23 protein-coding genes are annotated in these 20,646 nt (G+C 39.2%); 3 read left to right on the forward strand and 20 right to left on the reverse strand.

Features of this window, described 5'->3' with window-relative positions; genetic code table 11:
* Positions 1-35: 35 nt before the first annotated feature.
* Complete coding sequence (locus A3G3_RS0108515) at positions 36-368, reverse strand: hypothetical protein (RefSeq protein ID WP_019520116.1); 333 nt, start codon at positions 366-368, stop codon at positions 36-38.
* A gap of 239 nt (positions 369-607) precedes the next feature.
* On the opposite strand from A3G3_RS0108515, the gene A3G3_RS0108520 reads away from it, so the two are divergent.
* A complete protein-coding gene (locus tag A3G3_RS0108520; protein WP_228702720.1) occupies positions 608-1,735 on the forward strand; it encodes a DUF4258 domain-containing protein in 1,128 nt (375 codons plus the stop codon).
* Positions 1,736-1,808: 73 nt separating this feature from the next.
* Here A3G3_RS0108520 and A3G3_RS0108525 read toward each other — a convergent pair whose 3' ends face one another.
* From A3G3_RS0108525 to purM, 16 genes are all read right to left on the reverse strand, one after another.
* Complete coding sequence (locus A3G3_RS0108525; RefSeq protein WP_019520118.1) at positions 1,809-2,603, reverse strand: ABC transporter ATP-binding protein; 795 nt, start codon at positions 2,601-2,603, stop codon at positions 1,809-1,811.
* 22 nt (positions 2,604-2,625) lie between these two features.
* Entirely contained in the window at positions 2,626-3,519 is an 894-nt protein-coding gene (locus A3G3_RS0108530; protein WP_019520119.1) for an ABC transporter permease, read from the reverse strand.
* A gap of 141 nt (positions 3,520-3,660) precedes the next feature.
* Positions 3,661-4,725 (reverse strand): ABC transporter substrate-binding protein, encoded by a 1,065-nt coding sequence (locus A3G3_RS0108535; protein ID WP_019520120.1) that lies wholly within the window; start codon positions 4,723-4,725, stop codon positions 3,661-3,663.
* A gap of 98 nt (positions 4,726-4,823) precedes the next feature.
* Positions 4,824-5,279 (reverse strand): ClpXP protease specificity-enhancing factor, encoded by a 456-nt coding sequence (locus A3G3_RS0108540; protein ID WP_019520121.1) that lies wholly within the window; start codon positions 5,277-5,279, stop codon positions 4,824-4,826.
* Between the two features lie 43 nt (positions 5,280-5,322).
* On the reverse strand, positions 5,323-5,964 hold the full coding sequence (locus A3G3_RS0108545; RefSeq protein ID WP_019520122.1) for a glutathione S-transferase N-terminal domain-containing protein: 642 nt from the start codon (positions 5,962-5,964) through the stop codon (positions 5,323-5,325).
* Between the two features lie 159 nt (positions 5,965-6,123).
* Positions 6,124-6,840 (reverse strand): cytochrome c1, encoded by a 717-nt coding sequence (locus A3G3_RS0108550; RefSeq protein ID WP_019520123.1) that lies wholly within the window; start codon positions 6,838-6,840, stop codon positions 6,124-6,126.
* Positions 6,840-8,057, reverse strand: coding sequence for a cytochrome b N-terminal domain-containing protein (locus tag A3G3_RS0108555; RefSeq protein WP_019520124.1), 1,218 nt, complete (start codon positions 8,055-8,057; stop codon positions 6,840-6,842). Before A3G3_RS0108555 ends, A3G3_RS0108550 begins: the two co-directional genes overlap by 1 nt.
* A gap of 21 nt (positions 8,058-8,078) precedes the next feature.
* A complete protein-coding gene (gene petA, locus A3G3_RS0108560) occupies positions 8,079-8,666 on the reverse strand; it encodes a ubiquinol-cytochrome c reductase iron-sulfur subunit (protein WP_019520125.1) in 588 nt (195 codons plus the stop codon).
* Positions 8,667-9,059: 393 nt separating this feature from the next.
* On the reverse strand, positions 9,060-9,446 hold the full coding sequence (gene rpsI, locus A3G3_RS0108565; RefSeq protein ID WP_019520126.1) for a 30S ribosomal protein S9: 387 nt from the start codon (positions 9,444-9,446) through the stop codon (positions 9,060-9,062).
* A gap of 10 nt (positions 9,447-9,456) precedes the next feature.
* Positions 9,457-9,885 (reverse strand): 50S ribosomal protein L13, encoded by a 429-nt coding sequence (gene rplM, locus A3G3_RS0108570; RefSeq protein WP_019520127.1) that lies wholly within the window; start codon positions 9,883-9,885, stop codon positions 9,457-9,459.
* Positions 9,886-10,020: 135 nt separating this feature from the next.
* Positions 10,021-10,701: a phosphoribosylglycinamide formyltransferase gene (gene purN / locus A3G3_RS0108575; RefSeq protein ID WP_019520128.1), complete on the reverse strand. Its 681-nt coding sequence runs from the start codon at positions 10,699-10,701 to the stop codon at positions 10,021-10,023.
* Positions 10,698-10,895, reverse strand: coding sequence for a hypothetical protein (locus A3G3_RS0108580; RefSeq protein ID WP_019520129.1), 198 nt, complete (start codon positions 10,893-10,895; stop codon positions 10,698-10,700). Before A3G3_RS0108580 ends, purN begins: the two co-directional genes overlap by 4 nt.
* A 51-nt stretch (positions 10,896-10,946) precedes the next feature.
* Positions 10,947-11,336 carry a type II toxin-antitoxin system VapC family toxin gene (locus A3G3_RS14685; RefSeq protein ID WP_019520130.1) on the reverse strand — a complete coding sequence of 130 codons (390 nt, stop codon included), beginning with the start codon at positions 11,334-11,336 and terminating at the stop codon, positions 10,947-10,949.
* An 11-nt stretch (positions 11,337-11,347) separates the two neighbouring features.
* Positions 11,348-11,518 carry a type II toxin-antitoxin system VapC family toxin gene (locus A3G3_RS14530; RefSeq protein ID WP_019520131.1) on the reverse strand — a complete coding sequence of 57 codons (171 nt, stop codon included), beginning with the start codon at positions 11,516-11,518 and terminating at the stop codon, positions 11,348-11,350.
* Positions 11,519-11,523: 5 nt separating this feature from the next.
* Complete coding sequence (locus A3G3_RS0108590) at positions 11,524-11,811, reverse strand: hypothetical protein (protein WP_019520132.1); 288 nt, start codon at positions 11,809-11,811, stop codon at positions 11,524-11,526.
* A 152-nt stretch (positions 11,812-11,963) separates the two neighbouring features.
* Positions 11,964-13,007: a phosphoribosylformylglycinamidine cyclo-ligase gene (gene purM / locus A3G3_RS0108600; RefSeq protein ID WP_019520133.1), complete on the reverse strand. Its 1,044-nt coding sequence runs from the start codon at positions 13,005-13,007 to the stop codon at positions 11,964-11,966.
* A 247-nt stretch (positions 13,008-13,254) separates the two neighbouring features.
* Here purM and A3G3_RS0108610 point away from each other — a divergent pair, with 247 nt between their 5' ends.
* Together A3G3_RS0108610 and A3G3_RS0108615 are read left to right on the forward strand one after the other, a co-directional pair.
* Positions 13,255-14,391 carry an AI-2E family transporter gene (locus tag A3G3_RS0108610; protein ID WP_019520135.1) on the forward strand — a complete coding sequence of 379 codons (1,137 nt, stop codon included), beginning with the start codon at positions 13,255-13,257 and terminating at the stop codon, positions 14,389-14,391.
* A gap of 28 nt (positions 14,392-14,419) precedes the next feature.
* Positions 14,420-15,247 (forward strand): symmetrical bis(5'-nucleosyl)-tetraphosphatase, encoded by an 828-nt coding sequence (locus A3G3_RS0108615; RefSeq protein ID WP_019520136.1) that lies wholly within the window; start codon positions 14,420-14,422, stop codon positions 15,245-15,247.
* A 61-nt stretch (positions 15,248-15,308) separates the two neighbouring features.
* On the opposite strand, the gene A3G3_RS13510 is transcribed toward A3G3_RS0108615, so the two are convergent.
* The 3 genes from A3G3_RS13510 to A3G3_RS0108635 all read right to left on the reverse strand — a co-directional run bounded on the left by A3G3_RS13510 (position 15,309) and on the right by A3G3_RS0108635 (position 20,457).
* On the reverse strand, positions 15,309-16,676 hold the full coding sequence (locus A3G3_RS13510) for a transglycosylase SLT domain-containing protein (protein WP_019520137.1): 1,368 nt from the start codon (positions 16,674-16,676) through the stop codon (positions 15,309-15,311).
* Between the two features lie 681 nt (positions 16,677-17,357).
* Complete coding sequence (locus A3G3_RS0108630) at positions 17,358-18,137, reverse strand: Nif3-like dinuclear metal center hexameric protein (protein ID WP_407635257.1); 780 nt, start codon at positions 18,135-18,137, stop codon at positions 17,358-17,360.
* Positions 18,138-18,156: 19 nt separating this feature from the next.
* Positions 18,157-20,457: a site-specific recombinase gene (locus A3G3_RS0108635; protein WP_019520140.1), complete on the reverse strand. Its 2,301-nt coding sequence runs from the start codon at positions 20,455-20,457 to the stop codon at positions 18,157-18,159.
* Positions 20,458-20,646: the final 189 nt, after the last annotated feature.

Below are 20,646 nucleotides of genomic sequence, written 5' to 3' on the forward strand. Positions count from 1 at the left end.
TTGTGAACTTGTCTTGATAAAAAGTCAATAAAAAATTAAGCATTCTCTGTTGCAAAATTAAAATATTTAGACTGACTATTAATAATTTTTTCCACCGCCTCAATCACTTCATCCACCACATCATCATATACCCCATAATGCAATTCATTGCGAAATGAGGTAAACGGACTTTTACGCAGACCTGAACGCACTTCCGTGATGCCATTTTTATGATAAATAAAATCCACCTTGCCATTACTGTTTAGCACAGAGCTTAACCGACCCTCTTGCACCATCATATCCACACGCTCAGGCATAAAAATATATTCATTCACATCTAGCGTCTTGTCTTCAACCGCTTTTACAAACAAAGATTTCAAATCAACCATAAGAAATTCCTTAATAAAATTTAATAAAAATTGTGAAAAATAACTAAAATCGTTATTGTCTATTATGCCAAATTTTACCAAAAAAATGTGTAAAAACTGTGTAAAAAATTAGGCAAATTCTGTTAAATTTTTTACAAAATATAAGGTATAATAAAAATATAGCAAGGCAAAAAATAATCGCATTTATCAAAAAAAGTTGATAATTGTTAAGAATTAAAACAATCTAAAAGGGGAATATCGTGTCAAAAAAGAAACATAAAAAACGAATGCAACAAGCCATGCACCAAAGGCGAGAAGGTCAACTTGTTAAAAAAGTTAAAACCGCAGGTCATTTTAGTTACTTATCCAAACATGCGGTGAAACGCTTACGCCAACGCACACAGATGACTGCTGTGGAACTTACCCATTTATTAGACAATGGTGGTGTATTGGATATTGGCAAAAGTCCAGGACTAAATCGCCAATCTTTACTATTTTATAGCCCTAAAGATGAACGATGTTTTGTTGCATTACGTAACGATAATATTGGTAAAATCATCACGGTTTGGCTTTTGGAATATCATAAACAGCTTGCGTGGGCAGTTACCGAAGAACAATGCGAACAAGCCAAACAATTATATTTAAATTACCAAAATCAGCATGAATTTTTGGACAAAGAAACCGTTTTACCAAAAGTATCAAAACTGCCAAAAGAGTCTAAAATTGAGAATGAGCCATCACCAACCATACATTCAGGCTTTATCGAGCGGCCCAAGCCAAAAAAAGTATTGAAGTATCGTTTTGATAATTCAGAGTTGGTGAGGTTGCAACCACAACAAGCCGTGGCAACGCGAATGACCTTTTTCATTAGTGCATTGTATATTGATAAACAGCTACAAGAAAAACGCAAGCGATTGTTAAAAATCACGACTGATATCGGTGAATATCATAATGATAATTGTCAGCTAATTTTGCAAAATCCCGAATTGATAGGGGATATTGATGCGGTGATTGCCCAAAAACGCTTGCAACAAGGCAGTATTTACGCCCTTGTTATCCAAGATAAAAAGTATGAATGCCACAAAGTTATTGACTTGCGAGATAGTTATGAAGCATGGCTATATGTCAAAGCCTATCAGCAAAAATATCAACAAATGTTGGATTTATTGGCGAAATACCATAGTAATCAACCATTGTTGACATGGCAATCACCCATTGATAAAGATGCAAACATGAACAAGGCGAAAATCACAGTAGTCGGTATGTATCAACGCTTGCCAAAATGGTTGTCTAACTTGATTTTTGCCATGATTTTAATCACCTTAATTTATCAAATGGTTAAACGCTTAAAACCATGGTCATTGCTAAAATCTTTGCAAAATCGTTAAAAATATGTGATAAACTGTCGGATTATGCCGTAAAAAACTGGTTAATCCGACTTATACTTTTTTCAAGTAAAACTTAACTTAAAATTAAGCTATCATCTTCAATTACTTCACCACGGGTTTTTTCAAACATATTGAGCAAATCATGCACCGTCATGCCTTTGCGTTCATTGCCTGAGACGTCAAGCACCACTTGTCCTTGATGGAGCATCACAGTACGAGAGCCGTGAGCTAAGGCTTGCTGCATAGAGTGGGTTACCATCATGGTAGTGAGATGATTCTCCTGCACAATTTTGTCGGTTAATTCTAATACAAAGTTGGCAGTTTTGGGATCAAGGGCGGCGGTGTGCTCGTCCAACAATAAAATCTTAGATGGTTGCAGACTTGCCATCAGTAGGCTTACTGCTTGGCGTTGTCCGCCTGATAATAAGCCCATGCGGTCTGTCAGACGGTTTTCTAAGCCGAGTTTTAAAATTGCCAATTTTTCCTTAAAAATTTCCCGATTTTTGTGGTTTAACGCTCCTTTTAAAAAGCGACTTTCACCACGTTTGTACGCCAATGCCATGTTTTCTTCGATGGTTAAGCCTTCGCAAGTTCCCGCCATGGGGTCTTGGAACACACGAGCGACACGGGCAGCACGTTGATGGGCAGATTTCTTGGTAACGTCCACGCCGTTGAGCAGGATTTTTCCGCTATCAACTCGTAATGTGCCTGCAATGGTGTTCAAAAACGTGGATTTTCCTGCCCCATTTGTGCCAATCACGGTTACAAATTCGCCTTCTTCAATGCGTAGGCTGATGCCACGCAAGGCAAGGTTTTCAATCGGTGTACCTGCGTTAAAGGTCAAACGCAGATTGTCAGCTTGCATCATAATGTTTTCCTTAGTGTGCAGGTTAGTGGCGTTTTTTTAGCAAATTACTTTTGATTTTTGGTAGAATTAACGCAATAATCACCAGTAACGCGGTGACTAAATTCAAGTCTTGTGGGCCAAAACCAATATTGCGTAATGTGTCACTAGATAGGGCAATTTGGATAAATAATTTGTATAAAATCGCCCCAATCAGTACCGATAGCGTGATAAATAACGTCCGTTTTGACGGTAAAATCGTTTCACCAATAATCACCGCTGCCAAGCCAATCACAATCGTACCTACACCGATGGAAATATCTGCACCACCTTGGGTTTGGACAAATAGCGCCCCTGCTAAGGCAATCAACGCATTGGAAATCGCCATACCGACAATCGTCATGCGTGATGTATGAATCCCTTGGGCTTGCGACATTTTTAAATTTGACCCTGTAGCTCGCATGGCTAACCCTGTTTCGGTGTTAAAAAACCAATCCAAGAACAATTTTGCCAAAATCACCACACCACCAATCACCACGCAACGCATCCAAAAACCGTTGCTATCATTAATCAGTCCCATAAAGACGGTCGGTTCGCCGAGTAGTGGTAAATTAGGGGCTTGCATGATACGCAAATTGACCGAGTAAAGTGCAACCATCACCAAAATACTGGCAAGTAACTGCAAAATCCCGAGTTTGACGTGTAACCACGCAGTGACAACCCCTGCTAAACTGCCCGCTAACATCCCAAAAATACAAGCAAGCCAAGGATTAGACCCTGCGATAATAGATACCCCTGCCACCGCACCACCTAATGGAAAACTACCATCAGCGGTCAAGTCAGGAAAATCCAACACACGAAAAGAAATATAAACGCCTAAGGCGACCAGTGCATAAATTAAACCACTTTCTAATGCACCAAAAAAAGCAATTAACGACATAGTAATATCACATCAAAAAAATTAAGGCTTGCCAATCAATCTAGCAAGCAATCAGGAGTTATCGTAAACCAAGCGGGAATATTCACCGCTTGATTTGAAAAATAATAAAAAGGTTGTTTTTGTTGTTTCATTTTTTTAGACTTATTTGCTAGTTGTAGGTGTTGGCTCAACCGTTGTGGCTTCTTTTACCAACGCATCAGATAGCGTAATACCAACTTCTTGGGCGTGTTTTGGGCTGATGACCAAATCTAACTTTTGTTGGGTAGCAGGTTTAATACTGCCAACTTTTTCACCTTTTAACACCCGTGTGACAATTTTACCTGTTTCTTGTCCCAAGGTCTTGTAGTTGACGCCCAAGGCTGCTACCGCACCCCGTGCTACAGAGCCTGTATCCGATGCCATAAGTGGCACTTTGATTTCTTTGGCGGCTTGATACAAGGCTTCATACGCCGACACCACATTGTTATCAAGTGATGTATAAATTAAATCTACTTTGCCTTGCAAACTACGAGTCGCTTGTGGAATATCAGTAGAACGCTGTGCAGGTGCAGGTATGACATTGATACCCATTGGTTTTAGTTTTTCTTCTAACTGTTTTAATACAACCGTTGAGTTGACTTCACCAGGGCTATAGACATAGCCGACATTTTTCACACTTGGGACAATTTTTTTCATCAGCTCAATTTGTGGCTCAAGCGGTAAAAGATCCGATGCCCCTGACACGTTAGTATTAGAGGCTTCCCAACTTGGAATAAGTTTGGCTTCTACAGGGTCAGTCACTGCTGAAAAGACCACAGGAATGCTATTGGTCGCTGATACTACCGATTGAGCGGACGGTGTGGCAATCGCAACAATCACATCAGGATTATCCGCCACGAATTGCTTGGCGATTTGCCCTGCAGTAGCGGTATTGCCTTGAGCAGATTGGAAAGTAACTTTTAAATTCTCACCTTCTTTGTAGCCGTCAGTTGCTAATTGCTCTAATACCCCTGCACGCACATCGTCTAAGGCAGGGTGTTCCACGATTGCGGTAATCGCAACGGACTTGCTATCAGTTGCCGTTGTGGTGGCTGGAGCTTTGTCATTGCCTTGCGTAGCGGATTTTTCTTGGGCAGGTTGGCTACAACCGATTAAACTTGCCAAACACACACCGCCAATCATTAGGCTTTGTTGGATTTTTTTGCTCAATAAATTTGGGTGGAACATTGTTATTCTCCTATCTTGACAGACATATCTAAATCATTTTAACAGCTTATTTTACGAAAGGATAGTAAAATTTTACCCAAAGTTACGATTTTTGAATATTATTTTAATACTTTTAGGCCCATCGTATTTTCACGGCGTGGGCGTTTGGCTTTTTCTTGAGCTTTTGTTGATGAATTTTCGGTGGTCTCTTCAGCCACATTTGGAATACGTCCTGCATATTCGTTTGGGTCAAAAAACATTCCTAAGTTATTTTGTTCTTTGGCATAAATCCCGATAACGGCATAGTACGGCACCCAAATTTCTTTGGATTGACCGCCAAAACGTCCGTGAAAATTGATAAATTCATCGTCAAATTGAAATTTGCCTGTAGAACGGCTGGCAATACTCAATACAATTCGATTATCTTGGATAAATTCGGTTGGTACGACCACGTGCGGTTGGGTGGTGTCTACCATGATGTAAGGTGTGAGTTGGTTATCTTCTAGCCATTCAAACATGGCACGAATCATATAGGGACGAGTCGGGGTTAAAGTGTTTAAATCAAAAGTTTCCATTATTATCTCTCAACATTTTTGGGTGAATGGTTGGTTAAATGGGTTAAATTTTGGGTAAAACTTGGCTTTTTTTAAAGGCATCACGGCTAAAAATTCGCTGTTGGTATTGTAACAACGGACGGCATAATTGTACAGGGAGTTGAATTTGCATTTGGTTTAACCGACACAACACGCTCGCCAAAACGCAATCACACAGCCCAAATTTATCCGATAAAAAAAACGGTTTATGGGCGAATAAGGGTGATAAGGTAATAAAAGAGTTTGTCAATTCTTGTCTGGTTTTTTCTGCCAATTTTTGGTCTAAACTGTCAGGATGGGTGAGCAAAATATCCGCTTTTTGTATCCAATCATGACTAACCCGCCACAAGAGTTGACGGTAATTAGCACGTTCGGCAGGATTTTCTGGTAATAATCGGTGCTGATGATAACGCTCTTCTAAATATTCAAAAATCACTGTGTTTTGGTACAAAATCAATTCACGATACACCATGACAGGTAAGGTGTGATACGGATTTAAATCTGCCAAATCTTCGCCAATCTCATCAAAACGCTCATCATGTTGTAAATTAATTTCATCAAAATCTAGCTGTTTTTCAAGCAACACCAAGCGTACCTGATGACTAAGATAACCGTCATCGGCATATAGTAAAATTTTGTTGGGAAGACTTTGTTTGAGTGAGTGCATAAAAACTATTGTAACATAAAAGACACTCGCTCGCATCTATATTCGTTTGGCTTTGTTTTAAGCTTATTTGGTGATATTTTTTGGGTAATAAGTTTTTGGCAACAAAAAAGGTAGCATTTCGCTACCCTTTTATTTTTATCACAAAGTTTTTGGCAAACATTATTTAACATCTTTCCAAAATTCTTTGTTCAGTAAGTACACTGGAATTAACAGTGCTGCTAGGAATAATAATACCCAAAAGCCGTAAATTTTACGTTGGTGGGCGACAGGTTCTCCCATCCATGCCATAAAGTTCACGATATCCCCAATATTTTGGCGGTATTGTTCTTTGGAGGTATTCATTTGCATATCATGCAACACATGTGGCATAGCAGCATTTGGCAAGACGATGTTGTTTGAACCCCAAGGACGGCTTGGGTCTTCGTAGAATGCCAATAGGTAAGTGTAAACCCAGTCGTTACCACGCAGACGTGTTTCTAATGACAAATCAGGTGGGGCAGCACCGAACCATTGGCCTTGTAATTCAGGGTCAATTTTGGCTGTGATATGGTCGCCCACTTGGTCAGTGGTTAACATTAGATATTTTTCTACCAACTCTTTTGGAATATCCAAGTCTTTATACATTTTTGAGTAACGTACGTATTGGGCTGAGTGACAGCCCACGCAGTAGCTCATAAACATGGATGCACCCCGTTGGATAGAGGCTTTGTTGGTTAAATCTACAGGAGCAGATTCACAATGTAAGGTTTGTTCTTTGCCTTGAACGTCTTTGTACGTACCACAGCCATGACCACCTGCTGCTTGTGCAGGAACGGCAGTCAAACCCATTGCGATTGCAAGTCCCAATCCAGCGAAAACGCGATTTAATGCTTTCATTAGTGACCTCCAGTAACACGTTCAGGTGGCTGTTTACAAGTTTCGATCGATGTATAAATCGGCATCAATAAGAAGAACAAGAAGTAAAGAATCGTACAAATACGAGCAACCAAAGTCGCCAAATCGCTTGATGGAATAACGCCTAAATAACCTAAGATTAAGAAGCTAATCACAAATACAACCAAGGCGATTTTTGACAAAATACCTTTATAGCGGATTGAACGTACAGGCGATTTGTCTAACCAAGGTAATACGAACAAGATTGCAATTGAGGCACCCATCACGATAACACCTGGTAAGGCAGAACCAAACATAGAAGGTGTCGCACGAAGCATAGCGTAGAATGGTGTATAGTACCAAACAGGAGCAATGTGTGCAGGGGTTTTCAATGGGTTTGCTGCTTCAAAGTTTGGTGGCTCAAGGAAATATCCACCACCCTCTGGGAAGAAGAACACAACTGCAAAGAATACCATAAAGAATACCACGATACCAACCAAATCATGCACAGTGTAGTATGGGTGGAATGCAACGCCGTCAAGTGGCACGCCGTTTTTATCTTTTAATTTTTTGATATCAATACCGTCAGGGTTATTTGAACCAACATGGTGTAAAGCCACCAAATGCACAAATACCAAACCAACCAAAATCAAAGGAATTGCCACAACGTGCAAGGCAAAGAAACGGTTTAACGTGATACCAGAAATAATGTAGTCACCTTTTACCCATTCGCCCAACGCATCACCGATAAATGGAATAGCCGCTGGTAAGTTTAGAATAACTTGAGCACCCCAGAATGACATATTACCCCAAGGTAGCAAATACCCAAAGAAGCCTTCAGCCATTAAGCACAGGTAAATCCCCATACCGATAATCCACACCAATTCACGTGGTTTTTTATACGAACCATACAGCAAACCACGGAACATATGCAAATACACCACCACGAAAAACGCAGAAGCACCCGTTGAGTGCATATAACGGATTAACCAGCCGCCTTCTACATCACGCATGATGTATTCAACCGATGCAAATGCACCTTCAGCACTTGGATTAAACATCATCGTTAGCCAAATACCAGTGACCAACTGATTGACTAGCACCACCATTGACAACACGCCAAAGAAATACCAAAAGTTAAAATTCTTTGGTGCATAGTACTTTGACATATGGTATTCATAGGTTTCAGTCGCAGGGAAGCGAGCATCTACCCAATTCATTAATTTTTTTCCCATACTCATTTAAGCTACCCCCACCGTTAAAATCGTACCGCTCAAACTATATTCAGGAATCGGTAAATTACGAGGAGCAGGCATACCGCTAAATACACGACCCGCTAAATCATACTTTGAGCCATGACATGGGCAGAAGAAACCACCAAACCAACTACTACCACCCAAATCTGCAGCACCCACTTCAGGACGAAATGCAGGAGCACATCCCAAATGCGTACACACACCTTCACAGACAAGCACTTCAGAATTATCCTTAGAACGTGTCGCATTTTTACAATATTCAGGTTGCAAAGAGGCTTCAGACTTTGGATCAGCCAAGCTACTCTCAACTTTTGCTAAATCATCCATCATCTCTTTGGTACGCTTGACAATATAGATGGGCTTACCACGATACTTCACAACCACCATTTGCCCGTTATCAATACGGCTAATATCCTGCGTAACAGGTGCACCTGCTGCTTCGGCTTTTGCACTTGGATACCAAGAACGAACAAACGGCGTTGCAATCGCTGCAACACCCACTGCCCCCATCGCGGCAGTTGATGCGATTAATACTCTACGGCGTTTTAAATCAACGCCTTCAGCATGGCTCATTAATACTTCCTCCAAATTAATGTTTCACACCATCACGCAACATAGCTCACACTATTCTACGCAAAATATGGCGACACTAATGGCTACTAAATTGGCTGTGGAATTGGAAACAATCGCAAGATAGGTCAAAACCATTTAAATAAAAACTGATGTCAATCAATCAAAAATAATAAAAAAACATCAATTAAATAACCACAATGTTTATATGGCTATTTTAAAACACTTAACGACTAAATGCTACTGTTGCTTTGCCTAAATTTTACAAATTGTGCTTATTTTAAGCTATTTTTTACATAAAATAAATTACAAAATGAAAAATAAAAAAGCCCTTGTGAAAAACAAGGGCTTTTTTTGTAAATTTTTGTAAAAAATCCACACAAAACGAGTCGAGAGTTAACGTTTTGAGTATTGTGGACGTTTACGGGCTTTACGCAGACCCAATTTTTTACGTTCAACTTCACGAGCATCACGAGTTACAAAACCTGCTTCTTTCAATGCTGGTTTTAATGTTTCGTCAGACTCAATCAATGCACGGGTGATACCATGACGGATAGCACCTGCTTGACCATTGATACCGCCACCTTTTACAGTTACATAGATATCATATTTATTAGCAGAATCAAGCAATTCTAATGGTTGACGAACGACCATTACAGACGTTTCACGACCAAAATATTCGTCCAATGGCTTACCGTTTACAACGATGTTACCAGAACCTGCTGATAAAAACACACGAGCTGTTGAAGTTTTACGACGACCTGTACCGTAGTTGCGTTCCATGTGCTACTCCTTAGATATCTAATACTTGAGGTTGTTGAGCGGTATGTGGATGCTCAGTACCTGCGTATAATTTTAACTTTTTAATCATCGCATAGCCCAATGGACCTTTTGGCAACATACCTTTAACAGCTTTGTGTAGCACGTCTTCTGGTTTATGAGCGATTAACTTTGTGAAGTTAGTCTCTTTGATACCACCTGGGTAGCCTGTATGACGATAGTATTTTTTATCTTGGGCTTTTTTGCCAGTTACTGCAACTTTATCAGCATTGATAACAACGATGTAATCACCAGTATCAACGTGAGGCGTGTAAGATGGCTTATGCTTACCACGTAAGCGAGATGCGATTTCACTCGCTAAGCGACCAAGTGTTTTACCTTCAGCATCAACGATATACCAATCGTGTGTAACTTCATGTGGTTTAGCACTGATAGTTTTCATGTTTAAAAACCTTAAAATTAAGTTAAAAGTTGAGAATGTATTGTCTGGGAAACGAGGACTCTCAAAATTGAACGCATATTATAGGCGTTCTAACAAAAACTTGCAAGATATTCAAGCGGTATTTTTGCGATTTTATCAAAAAAATTCATCAAAACAAATCTTCATTGGCAATTTTGTGCCAAGCCTACTTACGAGTTTACCATTATTCACCACCACAATATCATCTGCAAACCATCCTACCATCATGGGTAATAGCTTGTGTTCTAGGGTATGAATACGAGCTTGCAACTCATCAGCCGTTTCACACTCTTTGACCTGTGTAACCGCTTGGGCGATGACCGCTCCTGCATCCAGTTCTTCTGTGACCAAATGCACACTACAACCGTGATATTTTTCGCCTGCTCTTAGCACCCGTGCGTGTGTGTCAAGCCCTTTATAAGCAGGCAAAATGGACGGATGCAAATTAATCATTGGAATGTTTAATTCATGATTGACACCATTTATAAAAAGTGGTGTTAAAATTTTCATAAAGCCCGCCAATACCACCAAATTAGGTTGCAATTCTTTTAAAATGTCCAACGCTCTTTTTTCAAATTCTATGCGTTTATAGGTTTTGCCTGTGTCGTCTTTATCAATCACAAAGGTATTGATATTGGCACTCTTGGCACGGGTTAGGGCGTAGGCGGTTTCTTTATTGGAAATGACGCCGACAATTTGTATATTTAAGGTATTGTTTAATTGTTTGTCAATTAACACTTGTAAATTACTACCGCTACCAGAAACAAGGACGGCGAGTTTTAGTGGGAGATTTTTCATAACTTTTCATCTGTTGGTTGAATATAATAATCGTAAGCCAATACAAAAACTTCTTCTGATACTTCCCAATAATGCTCATCAAGTTCACCGATATCATCAAAGCCTGCTTTATTAAAGCTAGGATTATCAAAATCAATGTCTTGAAATTCTGTATTTTTAGAAAATCCATCTAAAATGGATTGAAATTTTTGCAATATATCTGAGCATTGAATTGCACTAATCTTTTTATAAATTTGATAAATTTCTTAGCGAATTTTTGTGGTAGAATGTTCAAAAAATGATAAAAACCCACCGCTATTGATTTGTATTTCTGTCAAGGCGATTAAGGCAATTTCCCGTTTATCGCTTGTTAATTCGTTTTCTTTGCCCAAATACTCAGTCGCAATTTGTGAGAAATATTGGTATTTTTCATCGTTGGCCATTTTAATCCCTTCATTATTGATAAATTTAATCGGATATTTTACAATATGCTCATCAACCGTTAATAAGGTTAAATCTTCGCACATTGCTTGACTAATGATAATGCGGTCAAAAGGGTCTTTATGAAAATATTCTAAATTTTGTAAGTTTAAAATATGGTATTCATTGATGGGTAATATTTCATAAAGGTGGTATTTTTTGATTTGAGCAATCAATTCTGTAATGCTTATGGCAATTTACCAAGCTGATATTTAATTTGCATTTCCCAAAAAGTTGCCATACTGACACAAAAGTCATTATTTGGGTTTTCCAAAATACCCAAAATGCTTTTTGGTAAGCGTTCGGGATAACAACTTGCCCAAATAAAAACATGCGTGTTTAATAAATATTTTGCCATTTTAATCACTTATACAAAATATCATCTTCTGGAAACCAAAAATCATCGCCAAGATAGCCATCAAAATCATCACTCATTGTCATTTGACCTTGAAAAAATCCCAATCGTTTTTTGGCGATTTCTTCACGGCTTAATGGTGTGGCTATTTCAGTGCTATCTTTTGCGATAGCATTGGGAAAAATATTAAAGCGTTTTCGGGCAATATTTGATTGTTCATCTGATTGAAAAAAAGGAATATTTGCAATCATTTTAATTAAAGAAAAACGCTCTTGCTCTGATAAATTTTCAATCATTGGGACTTGGGACAAAGGATTGAATATTGGGGGCATATTCTTTTAAATAATCTTTATTAGAATAGGAAGTTGATTGCATTTACTTTCTCCTTTTAAAATTGGGCTTAAATTCAAATTAAACCCAATTTATGTATCAAATTTATAATCAAACCTTACAAATAAACCACTGCATTGTCAGCTCTTTTGGTAATTTGCCCAATTTGCCAAGCCGTCTCGCCTTGTTTATTTAAAAATTCAATGGCTTCATCGCACTTTTCGGCAGGCACAACCACCACAAAACCCACGCCACAATTAAAAGTACGCACCATTTCCATTTGCTCAATGTTACCTTTTTGTTGTAGCCATTTAAAGACTGGGGGAAACTCCCAAGAGTTTAGATTGATTTCGGCGGATAAGTCATCAGGCAGTACACGGGGTAAATTTTCGGTGAGGCCTCCCCCTGTGATGTGTGCCATTGCGTGGATATTGGCATTGCCTAAGTGCTTTTGTAGGGCGTTAATTGCCTTGACATAAATTCTGGTGGGGGTAAGTAGCACCTCTTTTAAGGGCTTTTGGTCAAGCTCGGCTGTTTTTAAATCGATGCCAGACACTTCAATCACTTTTCGCACCAAAGAATAGCCATTTGAATGCACGCCAGAGCTTGCCATGCCAATCAATACATCGCCTTGCCCCACATTCTCACCTGTGATGACTTCATCTTCTTCTACCACGCCCACACAAAAGCCTGCCAAATCATAGTCGCCTGCGTGATACATACCGGGCATTTCGGCCGTTTCGCCACCGATTAAGGCACAATTAGACAGCTGACAGCCATCTCCAATGCCTTTAATCACACTTTCGGCAACATCTACATCTAATTTTCCTGTGGCGTAATAATCCAAGAAAAACAACGGCTCAGCCCCACACACCAAAAGGTCGTTTACGCACATCGCCACCAAATCTTGTCCGATGGTGTCGTGTTGGTTTAAATCCAATGCCAATTTTAGTTTAGTGCCAACGCCGTCCGTGCCTGAAACCAACAGGGGCGATTTATAGCCTTGTGGAATACGGCACAATGCCCCAAATCCGCCAAGTCCACCAATCACCTCGGAGCGAGCGGTTGCTTTTGCCACCGATTTGATGCGTTGTACGAGTGCTTCGCCTGCGTCAATGTCCACGCCTGCGTCTTTGTAGCTTAAAGATTGATTTGAATTCATGATAAATTTCCTAAAATAAATGAATAAAAATTGTGAACATTATACCCAAAATTTTGCAAAAACGCATTAGCCAGAATGTGTTTGCAGTTGATTTTGTTAAATTTTGCAAAAAAATCGTTGGTTTTACATTTTGGCACTAGCTATTTTTCAAAAAATCTCTAAACTAAGCACAACTTTTTTGCAAAAGTGCCAAAAAAACTTTTACCAAAATATTGGATAAAAAAATAAACTTTAGTTTGGAAAAATTATGACACAATCTCGCCATATCGACCCATTTTTTTACCGTTTATTTGTCTTAACTGCGTTGGGCATTTTATTATATGTCATTTATAGGCTAAATATGGTGATTGTACCGTTTATTTGTGCATTCGTGTTGGCGTATTTACTCAATCCAATGGTGACAATATTACAAAACATCTTGCATATTCGTCGTTGGTTGGCGATTTTGATGGTGTATTTGGGTATTGGTTTGGGGATATTGTTGGCACTTTGGTGGCTTGTACCACTCATTTGGGAGCAAGCTCAATCATTTTGGTCGTCCGTGCCGTCTATGATTGATTGGTATAACAACACGGCTCGTGACTGGATGCGTAAACATTTGTCGGTAAAATTACCCACGATTGCGTTAAAATATTGGTCAGCAGGTCTGCTAGAATATGTGCAACAACATTATAATGCCACCGACGCGAAGTCCTTGTTTGACAAGCTTTTTTTACAAGGCATGAACCTTGTTAATGTGGCAGGCATGGTGGTGTTAATTCCGATTTTGGCGTTTTACTTTTTGTACGGTTGGGACACCCGAATTAGCATCTGGCGAAATGCCTTGCCACGTCCATATTTACAAAAAGTCACCCAAATTGCCAAAGAAAGCGATGAAGCACTAATGTCGTTTGTCAAGGGCCAGTTTTTGGTGATGGTGCTACTGGGCGTTGTGTATGCGGTGCAGTTGCAACTAATTGGGCTAAAGGTCGGTTTAATTATCGGAATGACTGCAGGTATTGCGAGCTTTGTACCGTATTTGGGTTTTACCGTGGGTTTTATTGCAGCCATTATCGCAGGGTTTTTCCAATTTGGGCTAGATTGGGTAAAATTTGGCATGATTGTTGGGGCTTTTATGGTGGGACAAGCGGTAGAAGGCTATATTTTACAACCGTTATTGCTGGGTGATAAAATTGGTTTGTCGCCACTTTGGGTGATTTTTGCGGTTTTGGCAGGGGCGAGTTTAATGGGTATTACAGGGATGCTGATTGCGTTGCCTGTGGCGGCGGTACTAAATGTGTTCGCCCGTCATGCGTTTCAATGGTATATTCGCAGTGATTATTACAAAGAGCCACCGTTAATTTCTGATGATTATGATAATAATTTTACTAACCATAATGATTAATAATTCTTAAAAAAATAATAGGTGTAATATGTATTTTCGTCATCAATATGTTATCGGTGATATTCAAGGCTGTTATGCTGATTTGTTGGCGTTATTAGAACGCATTGATTTTGATGAAAAACAAGATAAAATTTGGTTTGCAGGGGATATCGTGGCTCGTGGTGAAGACTCGCTGTCAGCATTACGCTTAGTAAAGCGTTTGCAAGAGCAAGGCTGTGCTGATACTGTGCTTGGCAATCATGATATTAACCTAATCGCTGTGTGGCGTGGCGTGGCAAAACTCAAGAAAAAAGACAAAACCCAAGCGATTTTTGATGCCAAAGATTGTGATGAGCTGTTAAACTGGTTACGTTTTCAATCGTTATTGCATTTGCCTGATGATAAAACCGTGTTGGTTCATGCAGGCATTCCACCAAACTGGACGATTGAACAAGCCAAAATGTACGCCAATGAATTGCAAAACCAATTGCAAAGCAGTCTGTGGCATTTAGACCGATTGTTGCCAAACTTGTATCGCAATGACGAAGCGAGTTGGTCACCCATGCTATCAGGCTATGAGCGAATGCGTCAGATTTGTAATTACTTTACCCGTATGCGACTGTGTCAACAAGACGGTACCTTGGAATTTAATTTTAAATCTAACCTTGATGATAAAATGCCAGACGACTATCGGGCGTGGTTTGATTGGCAAGTTGAGCGTGAGCGTAAAATTTTGTTTGGACATTGGGCGGGGTTAAAAGCAAAAGTTGCCACCGATAAGGTGCGTTCCTTGGATGCAGGCTGTGTGTGGGGTGGGGGACTTATGGCATATCGGCTTGGTGATGAACAAACCTTTTGCCAAAATTGTAAAAAATAATCATCAAATCTAAAAAGCCAAGTCATTCACTTGGCTTTTTAGATTTGCTAATAATGAAAAATTAAGACGCTTTTACCATTAATTTATCATTAAAATTGTCATTGGCACTGTTTGGATTTGCCAATTTTAAGGTTTCCAAAAAGCCACGAATATTAGTGACATAGTGCATACATTGCACATAACGGCGGTTACTGGCACGGTTTTCTGCCATGTAGCGATACACTTGAGCCCAACTATTGCCATTTTTACCTTGTGCATTGAGCTTGGCTTGGATATTTTTAACCGCTTGCGGACCCATGTTATACGATGCCAGAGCAAACCAAACGCGGTCGGCACTCGGTACATCACTAAACATTTGTTGAATTTGGTTAAAATATTTTGCCCCACCACGGATACTTTGATTTGGGTTGACACGGTCGGTTACGCCCATGGCATCGGCGGTATCATTGGTCAACATCATCAAGCCACGCACGCCTGTCGGTGACGTCGCTTCTGGGTCAAGCTGAGACTCTTGATAGCCCATGGCAACCAATAATTCCCAGTCCAAATCATGTTTTTTCGCATTATTTTGGAAGGCAGTTTTATAACTTGGTAAATTGGTTTTGATAATTTTGGCAAACTTTTGTTCGCTATAATCATTATCAAAAAAGTTTTGCGTATAAAATTCTGCCAAACGTTGGTGCGTGGTAATCATGTCGCTATCACACAAGAATTCATTGGCACTTTTGCTTAGCTCAACGCTAGTACTCGGCACTTGTAGGCTTATTTGTTGGTTTAAACCATGTGCTGACAAATAATCTTGCCCACAGCTTAAACTAATATGATTAAATTCTGTAGTTGTTTGGGCATCGGCTTTAGTAGTTTTACTCAATATTGCTGGTAAATGAGCGGTGGTCAATGCGATATCTGCTTGTCCCATTTTTACCAAATTTAACGCATCAGTTTCGTTTGCTACCACCACGGTATTTAGCGTTACGCCTAGTTTATTGGCATAACCACGCACCACATCTACGCCAAACCCATGCTCATAACCGTCTTCGCCAAAGTACAGACTGTTGTCATTTAAGGTAGCAACCGTGAGTGTATTATTGGCAATAACTTGTGCTAAGTCATTGTTAATACTCACGCTTTCTACAGGGGTAAAGATAGATGAGCTAAGATTACTGGCATTGGATGCCATAAAGTAACCAAGTGGCAAGATAAAACTTAACACACCAAATAATTTTAGCCAATGTTTGGTTTTAAATATTTTTGTAAAAGGTTTTTTAGATTTACTTGACTCGGCTAGGTTGGTTTTGGCAATCTGGCTTAAGGTTAGATTGGTTTTTAAGGTAAATTGATGTTGTTTTAAACTTAAATTTTTTAATGAAATTGACGGTATCCTTTTGGGGGAAAGTCGGTCAATTTGATTGCTAAAAATTGGTTGCATGTGTAGCTCCAGTTGCACACACACGTTGTGAGCGTTAAATTAAATACGGTTGAACTATGCCAAAATGAAAACGGTTCATGAACACATTTTTGAAACTATTAAATATTGCTCAAGGTAACAATATGGGCAATTTTGCTAACTTTTATGATAGAAAAATTAACAAAAACTACTTAATAATTACAACGATTCAAAAAGGTTCTCATCAATAGGTCGTTACCATACAATAAACGCTAAAAAAGGAGATAAAACTGGTTATCTCTTTTTAAACCTAGGACGGTGATAATTTCCTACGTCAAGTAAAAAACTATCGTATCATACAATATAAAACCGCATTACGGTCAATTTTTGGGTATTTAGTGGTTGTCGCAAATGGCACTTTTTTGTGCGTTGTTTGTTGTATTTAGCCTTTATTGATTATAATGGCGACAATCAACCCAAAAATAAAATTTAACGTCAATCAACGTATGTCATGCGATAGCTTGGCAAAGCATGGCAATACATAATCAGACATATTTTATTACAAAATTATTCAGCCGTCATGTAAATTTGCGTAAATTTTGTAACATAATCACTGATTTTGCCAGAACTTTATCAGTTTAAAAATCTATAAATCTTTAAAAAATTTGAAAAATCAAGAGTTTATGTTTAATAACTATTAATTAAATTTATGCAATTAATTAGTTAAACAGGATTATCAATATCCACAAAAGTGACCTTAATTCCAAAATTTTGTTGGATATAGTCGCCTAATGCCTTGACGCCACCTCGCTCGGTTGCATGGTGTCCACATGCAAAATAGTCAATGCCAAGCTCTCGTGCGGTATGTGTGGTGCGTTCGGATACTTCACCTGAAATATAGGCATCACAGCCTTGTTTGACCGCTTGGTCTATCATATCTTGAGCCCCGCCTGTGCAGATGCCGATACGTGATATCGTTGGGTTGCCACCTGCTAAATGTAGGGGTTTTCTGCCCAACACTTGTTCAATTTTTTCGCAAAAATCGGCGGTTTTAATCGGGGTTTTTAAGTTGCAAATATTACCAATGGGGTGTTTTTCGTTCGGATAAAGTGGTTCATCAAGCGTTAAATCAAGGGTGTGGGCGAGCCTAGCATTATTGCCAAAAATCGGATGAGCATCCAATGGTAGATGATACGCAATGAGCGAAATGTTGTGTTGTAACAAGGTACGAATGCGTTTGCCTTTCATGCCAACGAGTGGGGCAGGCTCGCCTTTCCAAAAATAGCCATGATGTACCAAAACCGCTTGGGCGTGTTGTTCAATGGCTTGTTCAATCAAGGCTTGATTGGCGGTAACGCCTGTGATAATGTGGCAAATGGGCGTGTCGGCATCCACTTGTAGGCCATTGGGGCAATAGTCTTGAAATTCGTTGGCGGATAGTAATTCGTCCAAATAATTGGCAAGTTCGCTGGGTTTCATTTGGGTTTCGGTTTTTTTTGGCATAATTCGCTCTTTTTTAAATTTATTTTGGCAATTTATTGGCGGTGTCGCTTGGGTTGACATTATCTAGGATTTTTTCCACCACTTTTTCTTTAATGGCTTGTTTTTTCTCGTTAATTTCGTCTTGGCTAAGTTTTTCAACTTTTGCCAGTTTTTGTGCAGGGGTGAGTTCGGGTTTGTTTTCCACTTTTTCAGGTTTGTCTTCGTGATAGATAATGTTGCCGTCATTGTCGATGAGTGCGTATTTCATCGGTTCTTTGCGTGGGATAAAAAAGTCGGAGGGCTGACTGACCAGATGCGATGCGACTAAGCCAAATAGATATTTCCATTCAAACATTTTTACGTTTCTGGCACGCAAGGCAGTGATTAATGCCAATGAAAAACTTACCATTAAGTTAATCATACCAATCACCATCACACCGAGCAAACTCACCAAAATAATGCCAATATCGGGCAATACGCCTGTGTTAGCGTACATATTAAAGATGCCATGCACAAAGTTGGCTGACGAAAACGCAATATGACGAATGTCAAGTGGTAAGCCTAAAATAATGCCAATTGTACCAGTACTACCCAAAAATATGCCAAATAAAAAGTTACTCATAATCGCACCCAAATTGCTTTCCACAAAATGGCTTACTTTTTCTAAACGGCTAGGATTAAGCCAAGTTTTGAGTTTTGGGTGGGCTCGTAGGCGGTCACCAATCCGACTATGTACTGCCAAATTATCATAATAACCTGCAATTAAGCCCGAAATATACAAATATACACCCGCAATTGCTGCATGAAATACCGCAAGTGATGTAAATGGATTTAATTCATGTAACAAATAATCTGACTTTTTAATGGACACTAACGGTTCGCCAAGCACATAAAACCAAAATAACGAAATCGCTAACGCCACAGGCATCGCAATAGAAACATTACCCATAATCGCAATAAACTGGGTACGTAAAATATCCACCACCAACTCGGCGAGTTTGGTCATTTGTTCTGCTTTTCTCCCTGTGGCTTCCGAAATGGTGGATGCAATCGCTGCCGCCGTCATCGCAGGTTGTTTGGTCGCCACTGTCCCGCCAACGATATGGATTAGCACAAAGCCTAAACCATAAATCATACTATAAATAAACGCAATGCCAAATAACGCAATGTCCAAATGTGATGCAAAGATTTTTAAGGTTGCCATAAAACCGATAAGCAAGCCACCAATCGCGGCTTTTTTATACATTTTCTGATAGCCTTTTTTATCGGTGCTAATATAATGCTCACCGACTTTACTGGCATTTTCGGTCACTTTACGCGAGAGTAGGGCAGTGTTAATCCCAAACAAATATTTAAAACTACTGCGACTATACGAGCCTTCATACAGTGTATGAATGAGTTCTACCAACGCCTTTTTTTGGCTATTTCTGTCTGCAGATAAAATGGTTAGCAACAGCTCTAAACGCTGAATATTTTGCTCAAGGCGGACCAGAATATTGGTAGTACGAATAGTAATCCCTGTTTTGTGAATACGTCGGCGAATATTTTGCAAAATCTCTTGCGATTGGTCGGTTAACACAAAGATTTGACTGCTATCAGCAGGTTTAATCGGCAAATTTTGTTGATGTTGTGACAAATAATTGGCTTCATAATGTTCTACAAACTCACGCACCTCATGCGTTAACTCAATAAAGGTGTTTTGATTGGACAACGCATTTGGAAATACCTTAATCATATCTGTGTGCAAGCCAATGCCACTAATCCGATGTGACAAAATAGTAATAGATTTTAAAACATTGATTTTTAGTTGATTGACAACGGTTTCTGTGCCTGTAGGCGGGTTCAACAAAATCACCAACTCCAGCCACCAACGTTCATTCACCAACTCAATCCAAGCTCGGGTTTCACTTTCAAATAACAAATGAAATAACGAAACCAAATCTTTATCATCAGGCACAGGTGGTAACACCCGTTGACCAAGCAATGCATGAAACTGCGATAAAAAACTCGCATCTGACAATACACCCATATCAGTAAAAACGACCGTTTGTCGGTAATTACCGATTAAATTTAGCAAAAACACACACAGCCCATCCGCCCAATTTGGATTATCTCGCAACAGACGAATAAAAATAGACATATGCTCATTTGCAGAAACGTCATCATCAGAATTTTCTCGCAGATGGTCTAGCAAACGTTTAAACAAGGTAATATCAGGTGTTTGTTTTTCTGTTTCAATACTTTGCAAAATGCGAGATAACTCACGTCGCAATACGTCATGCAACGAAAAATTCACGCTATCTAATTGATTATTTTCTAAATTTTTAACAACTTCACTCAAAATAAATCACCTTAAATCACGTTATGTTAAACAGTTTGGTAAAATACTGCCCAATTTTTATCAAACGCTTTACCGTGTGTCTATGCTAAAAAAATGCAATGTAATCTACTTTTTATGAAAAATCTACTATTTTTTTGCAACAAACTATGATTAAATGCTGATTTTAAATGTTAATTACTATTTTCATCG

Source organism: Moraxella boevrei DSM 14165 (genome assembly GCF_000379845.1).
GTDB classification, from domain to species: Bacteria; Pseudomonadota; Gammaproteobacteria; order Pseudomonadales; family Moraxellaceae; genus Faucicola; species Faucicola boevrei.

Excerpts from the sequence above, each read along its gene's own strand:
- A3G3_RS13510 (WP_019520137.1), bottom strand. The coding sequence starts at position 16,676 with ATGCAACCAATTTTTAGCAATCAAATTGACCGACTTTCCCCCAAAAGG.
- rpsI (WP_019520126.1), bottom strand. The coding sequence starts at position 9,446 with ATGGAACGCAACTACGGTACAGGTCGTCGTAAAACTTCAACAGCTCGT.
- A3G3_RS0108525 (WP_019520118.1), bottom strand. The coding sequence starts at position 2,603 with ATGATGCAAGCTGACAATCTGCGTTTGACCTTTAACGCAGGTACACCG.
- A3G3_RS0108555 (WP_019520124.1), bottom strand. The coding sequence starts at position 8,057 with ATGAATTGGGTAGATGCTCGCTTCCCTGCGACTGAAACCTATGAATAC.
- A3G3_RS0108545 (WP_019520122.1), bottom strand. The coding sequence starts at position 5,964 with ATGCACTCACTCAAACAAAGTCTTCCCAACAAAATTTTACTATATGCC.
- A3G3_RS14530 (WP_019520131.1), bottom strand. The coding sequence starts at position 11,518 with ATGGCAAAATATTTATTAAACACGCATGTTTTTATTTGGGCAAGTTGT.
- A3G3_RS0108615 (WP_019520136.1), top strand. The coding sequence starts at position 14,420 with ATGTATTTTCGTCATCAATATGTTATCGGTGATATTCAAGGCTGTTAT.
- A3G3_RS0108590 (WP_019520132.1), bottom strand. The coding sequence starts at position 11,811 with ATGATTGAAAATTTATCAGAGCAAGAGCGTTTTTCTTTAATTAAAATG.
- A3G3_RS0108515 (WP_019520116.1), bottom strand. The coding sequence starts at position 368 with ATGGTTGATTTGAAATCTTTGTTTGTAAAAGCGGTTGAAGACAAGACG.
- A3G3_RS0108610 (WP_019520135.1), top strand. The coding sequence starts at position 13,255 with ATGACACAATCTCGCCATATCGACCCATTTTTTTACCGTTTATTTGTC.
- A3G3_RS0108550 (WP_019520123.1), bottom strand. The coding sequence starts at position 6,840 with ATGAAAGCATTAAATCGCGTTTTCGCTGGATTGGGACTTGCAATCGCA.
- A3G3_RS0108530 (WP_019520119.1), bottom strand. The coding sequence starts at position 3,519 with ATGTCGTTAATTGCTTTTTTTGGTGCATTAGAAAGTGGTTTAATTTAT.
- A3G3_RS0108540 (WP_019520121.1), bottom strand. The coding sequence starts at position 5,279 with ATGGAAACTTTTGATTTAAACACTTTAACCCCGACTCGTCCCTATATG.
- petA (WP_019520125.1), bottom strand. The coding sequence starts at position 8,666 with ATGAGCCATGCTGAAGGCGTTGATTTAAAACGCCGTAGAGTATTAATC.
- rplM (WP_019520127.1), bottom strand. The coding sequence starts at position 9,885 with ATGAAAACTATCAGTGCTAAACCACATGAAGTTACACACGATTGGTAT.
- A3G3_RS0108535 (WP_019520120.1), bottom strand. The coding sequence starts at position 4,725 with ATGTTCCACCCAAATTTATTGAGCAAAAAAATCCAACAAAGCCTAATG.
- purM (WP_019520133.1), bottom strand. The coding sequence starts at position 13,007 with ATGAATTCAAATCAATCTTTAAGCTACAAAGACGCAGGCGTGGACATT.
- purN (WP_019520128.1), bottom strand. The coding sequence starts at position 10,701 with ATGAAAAATCTCCCACTAAAACTCGCCGTCCTTGTTTCTGGTAGCGGT.
- A3G3_RS0108630 (WP_407635257.1), bottom strand. The coding sequence starts at position 18,137 with ATGCCAAAAAAAACCGAAACCCAAATGAAACCCAGCGAACTTGCCAAT.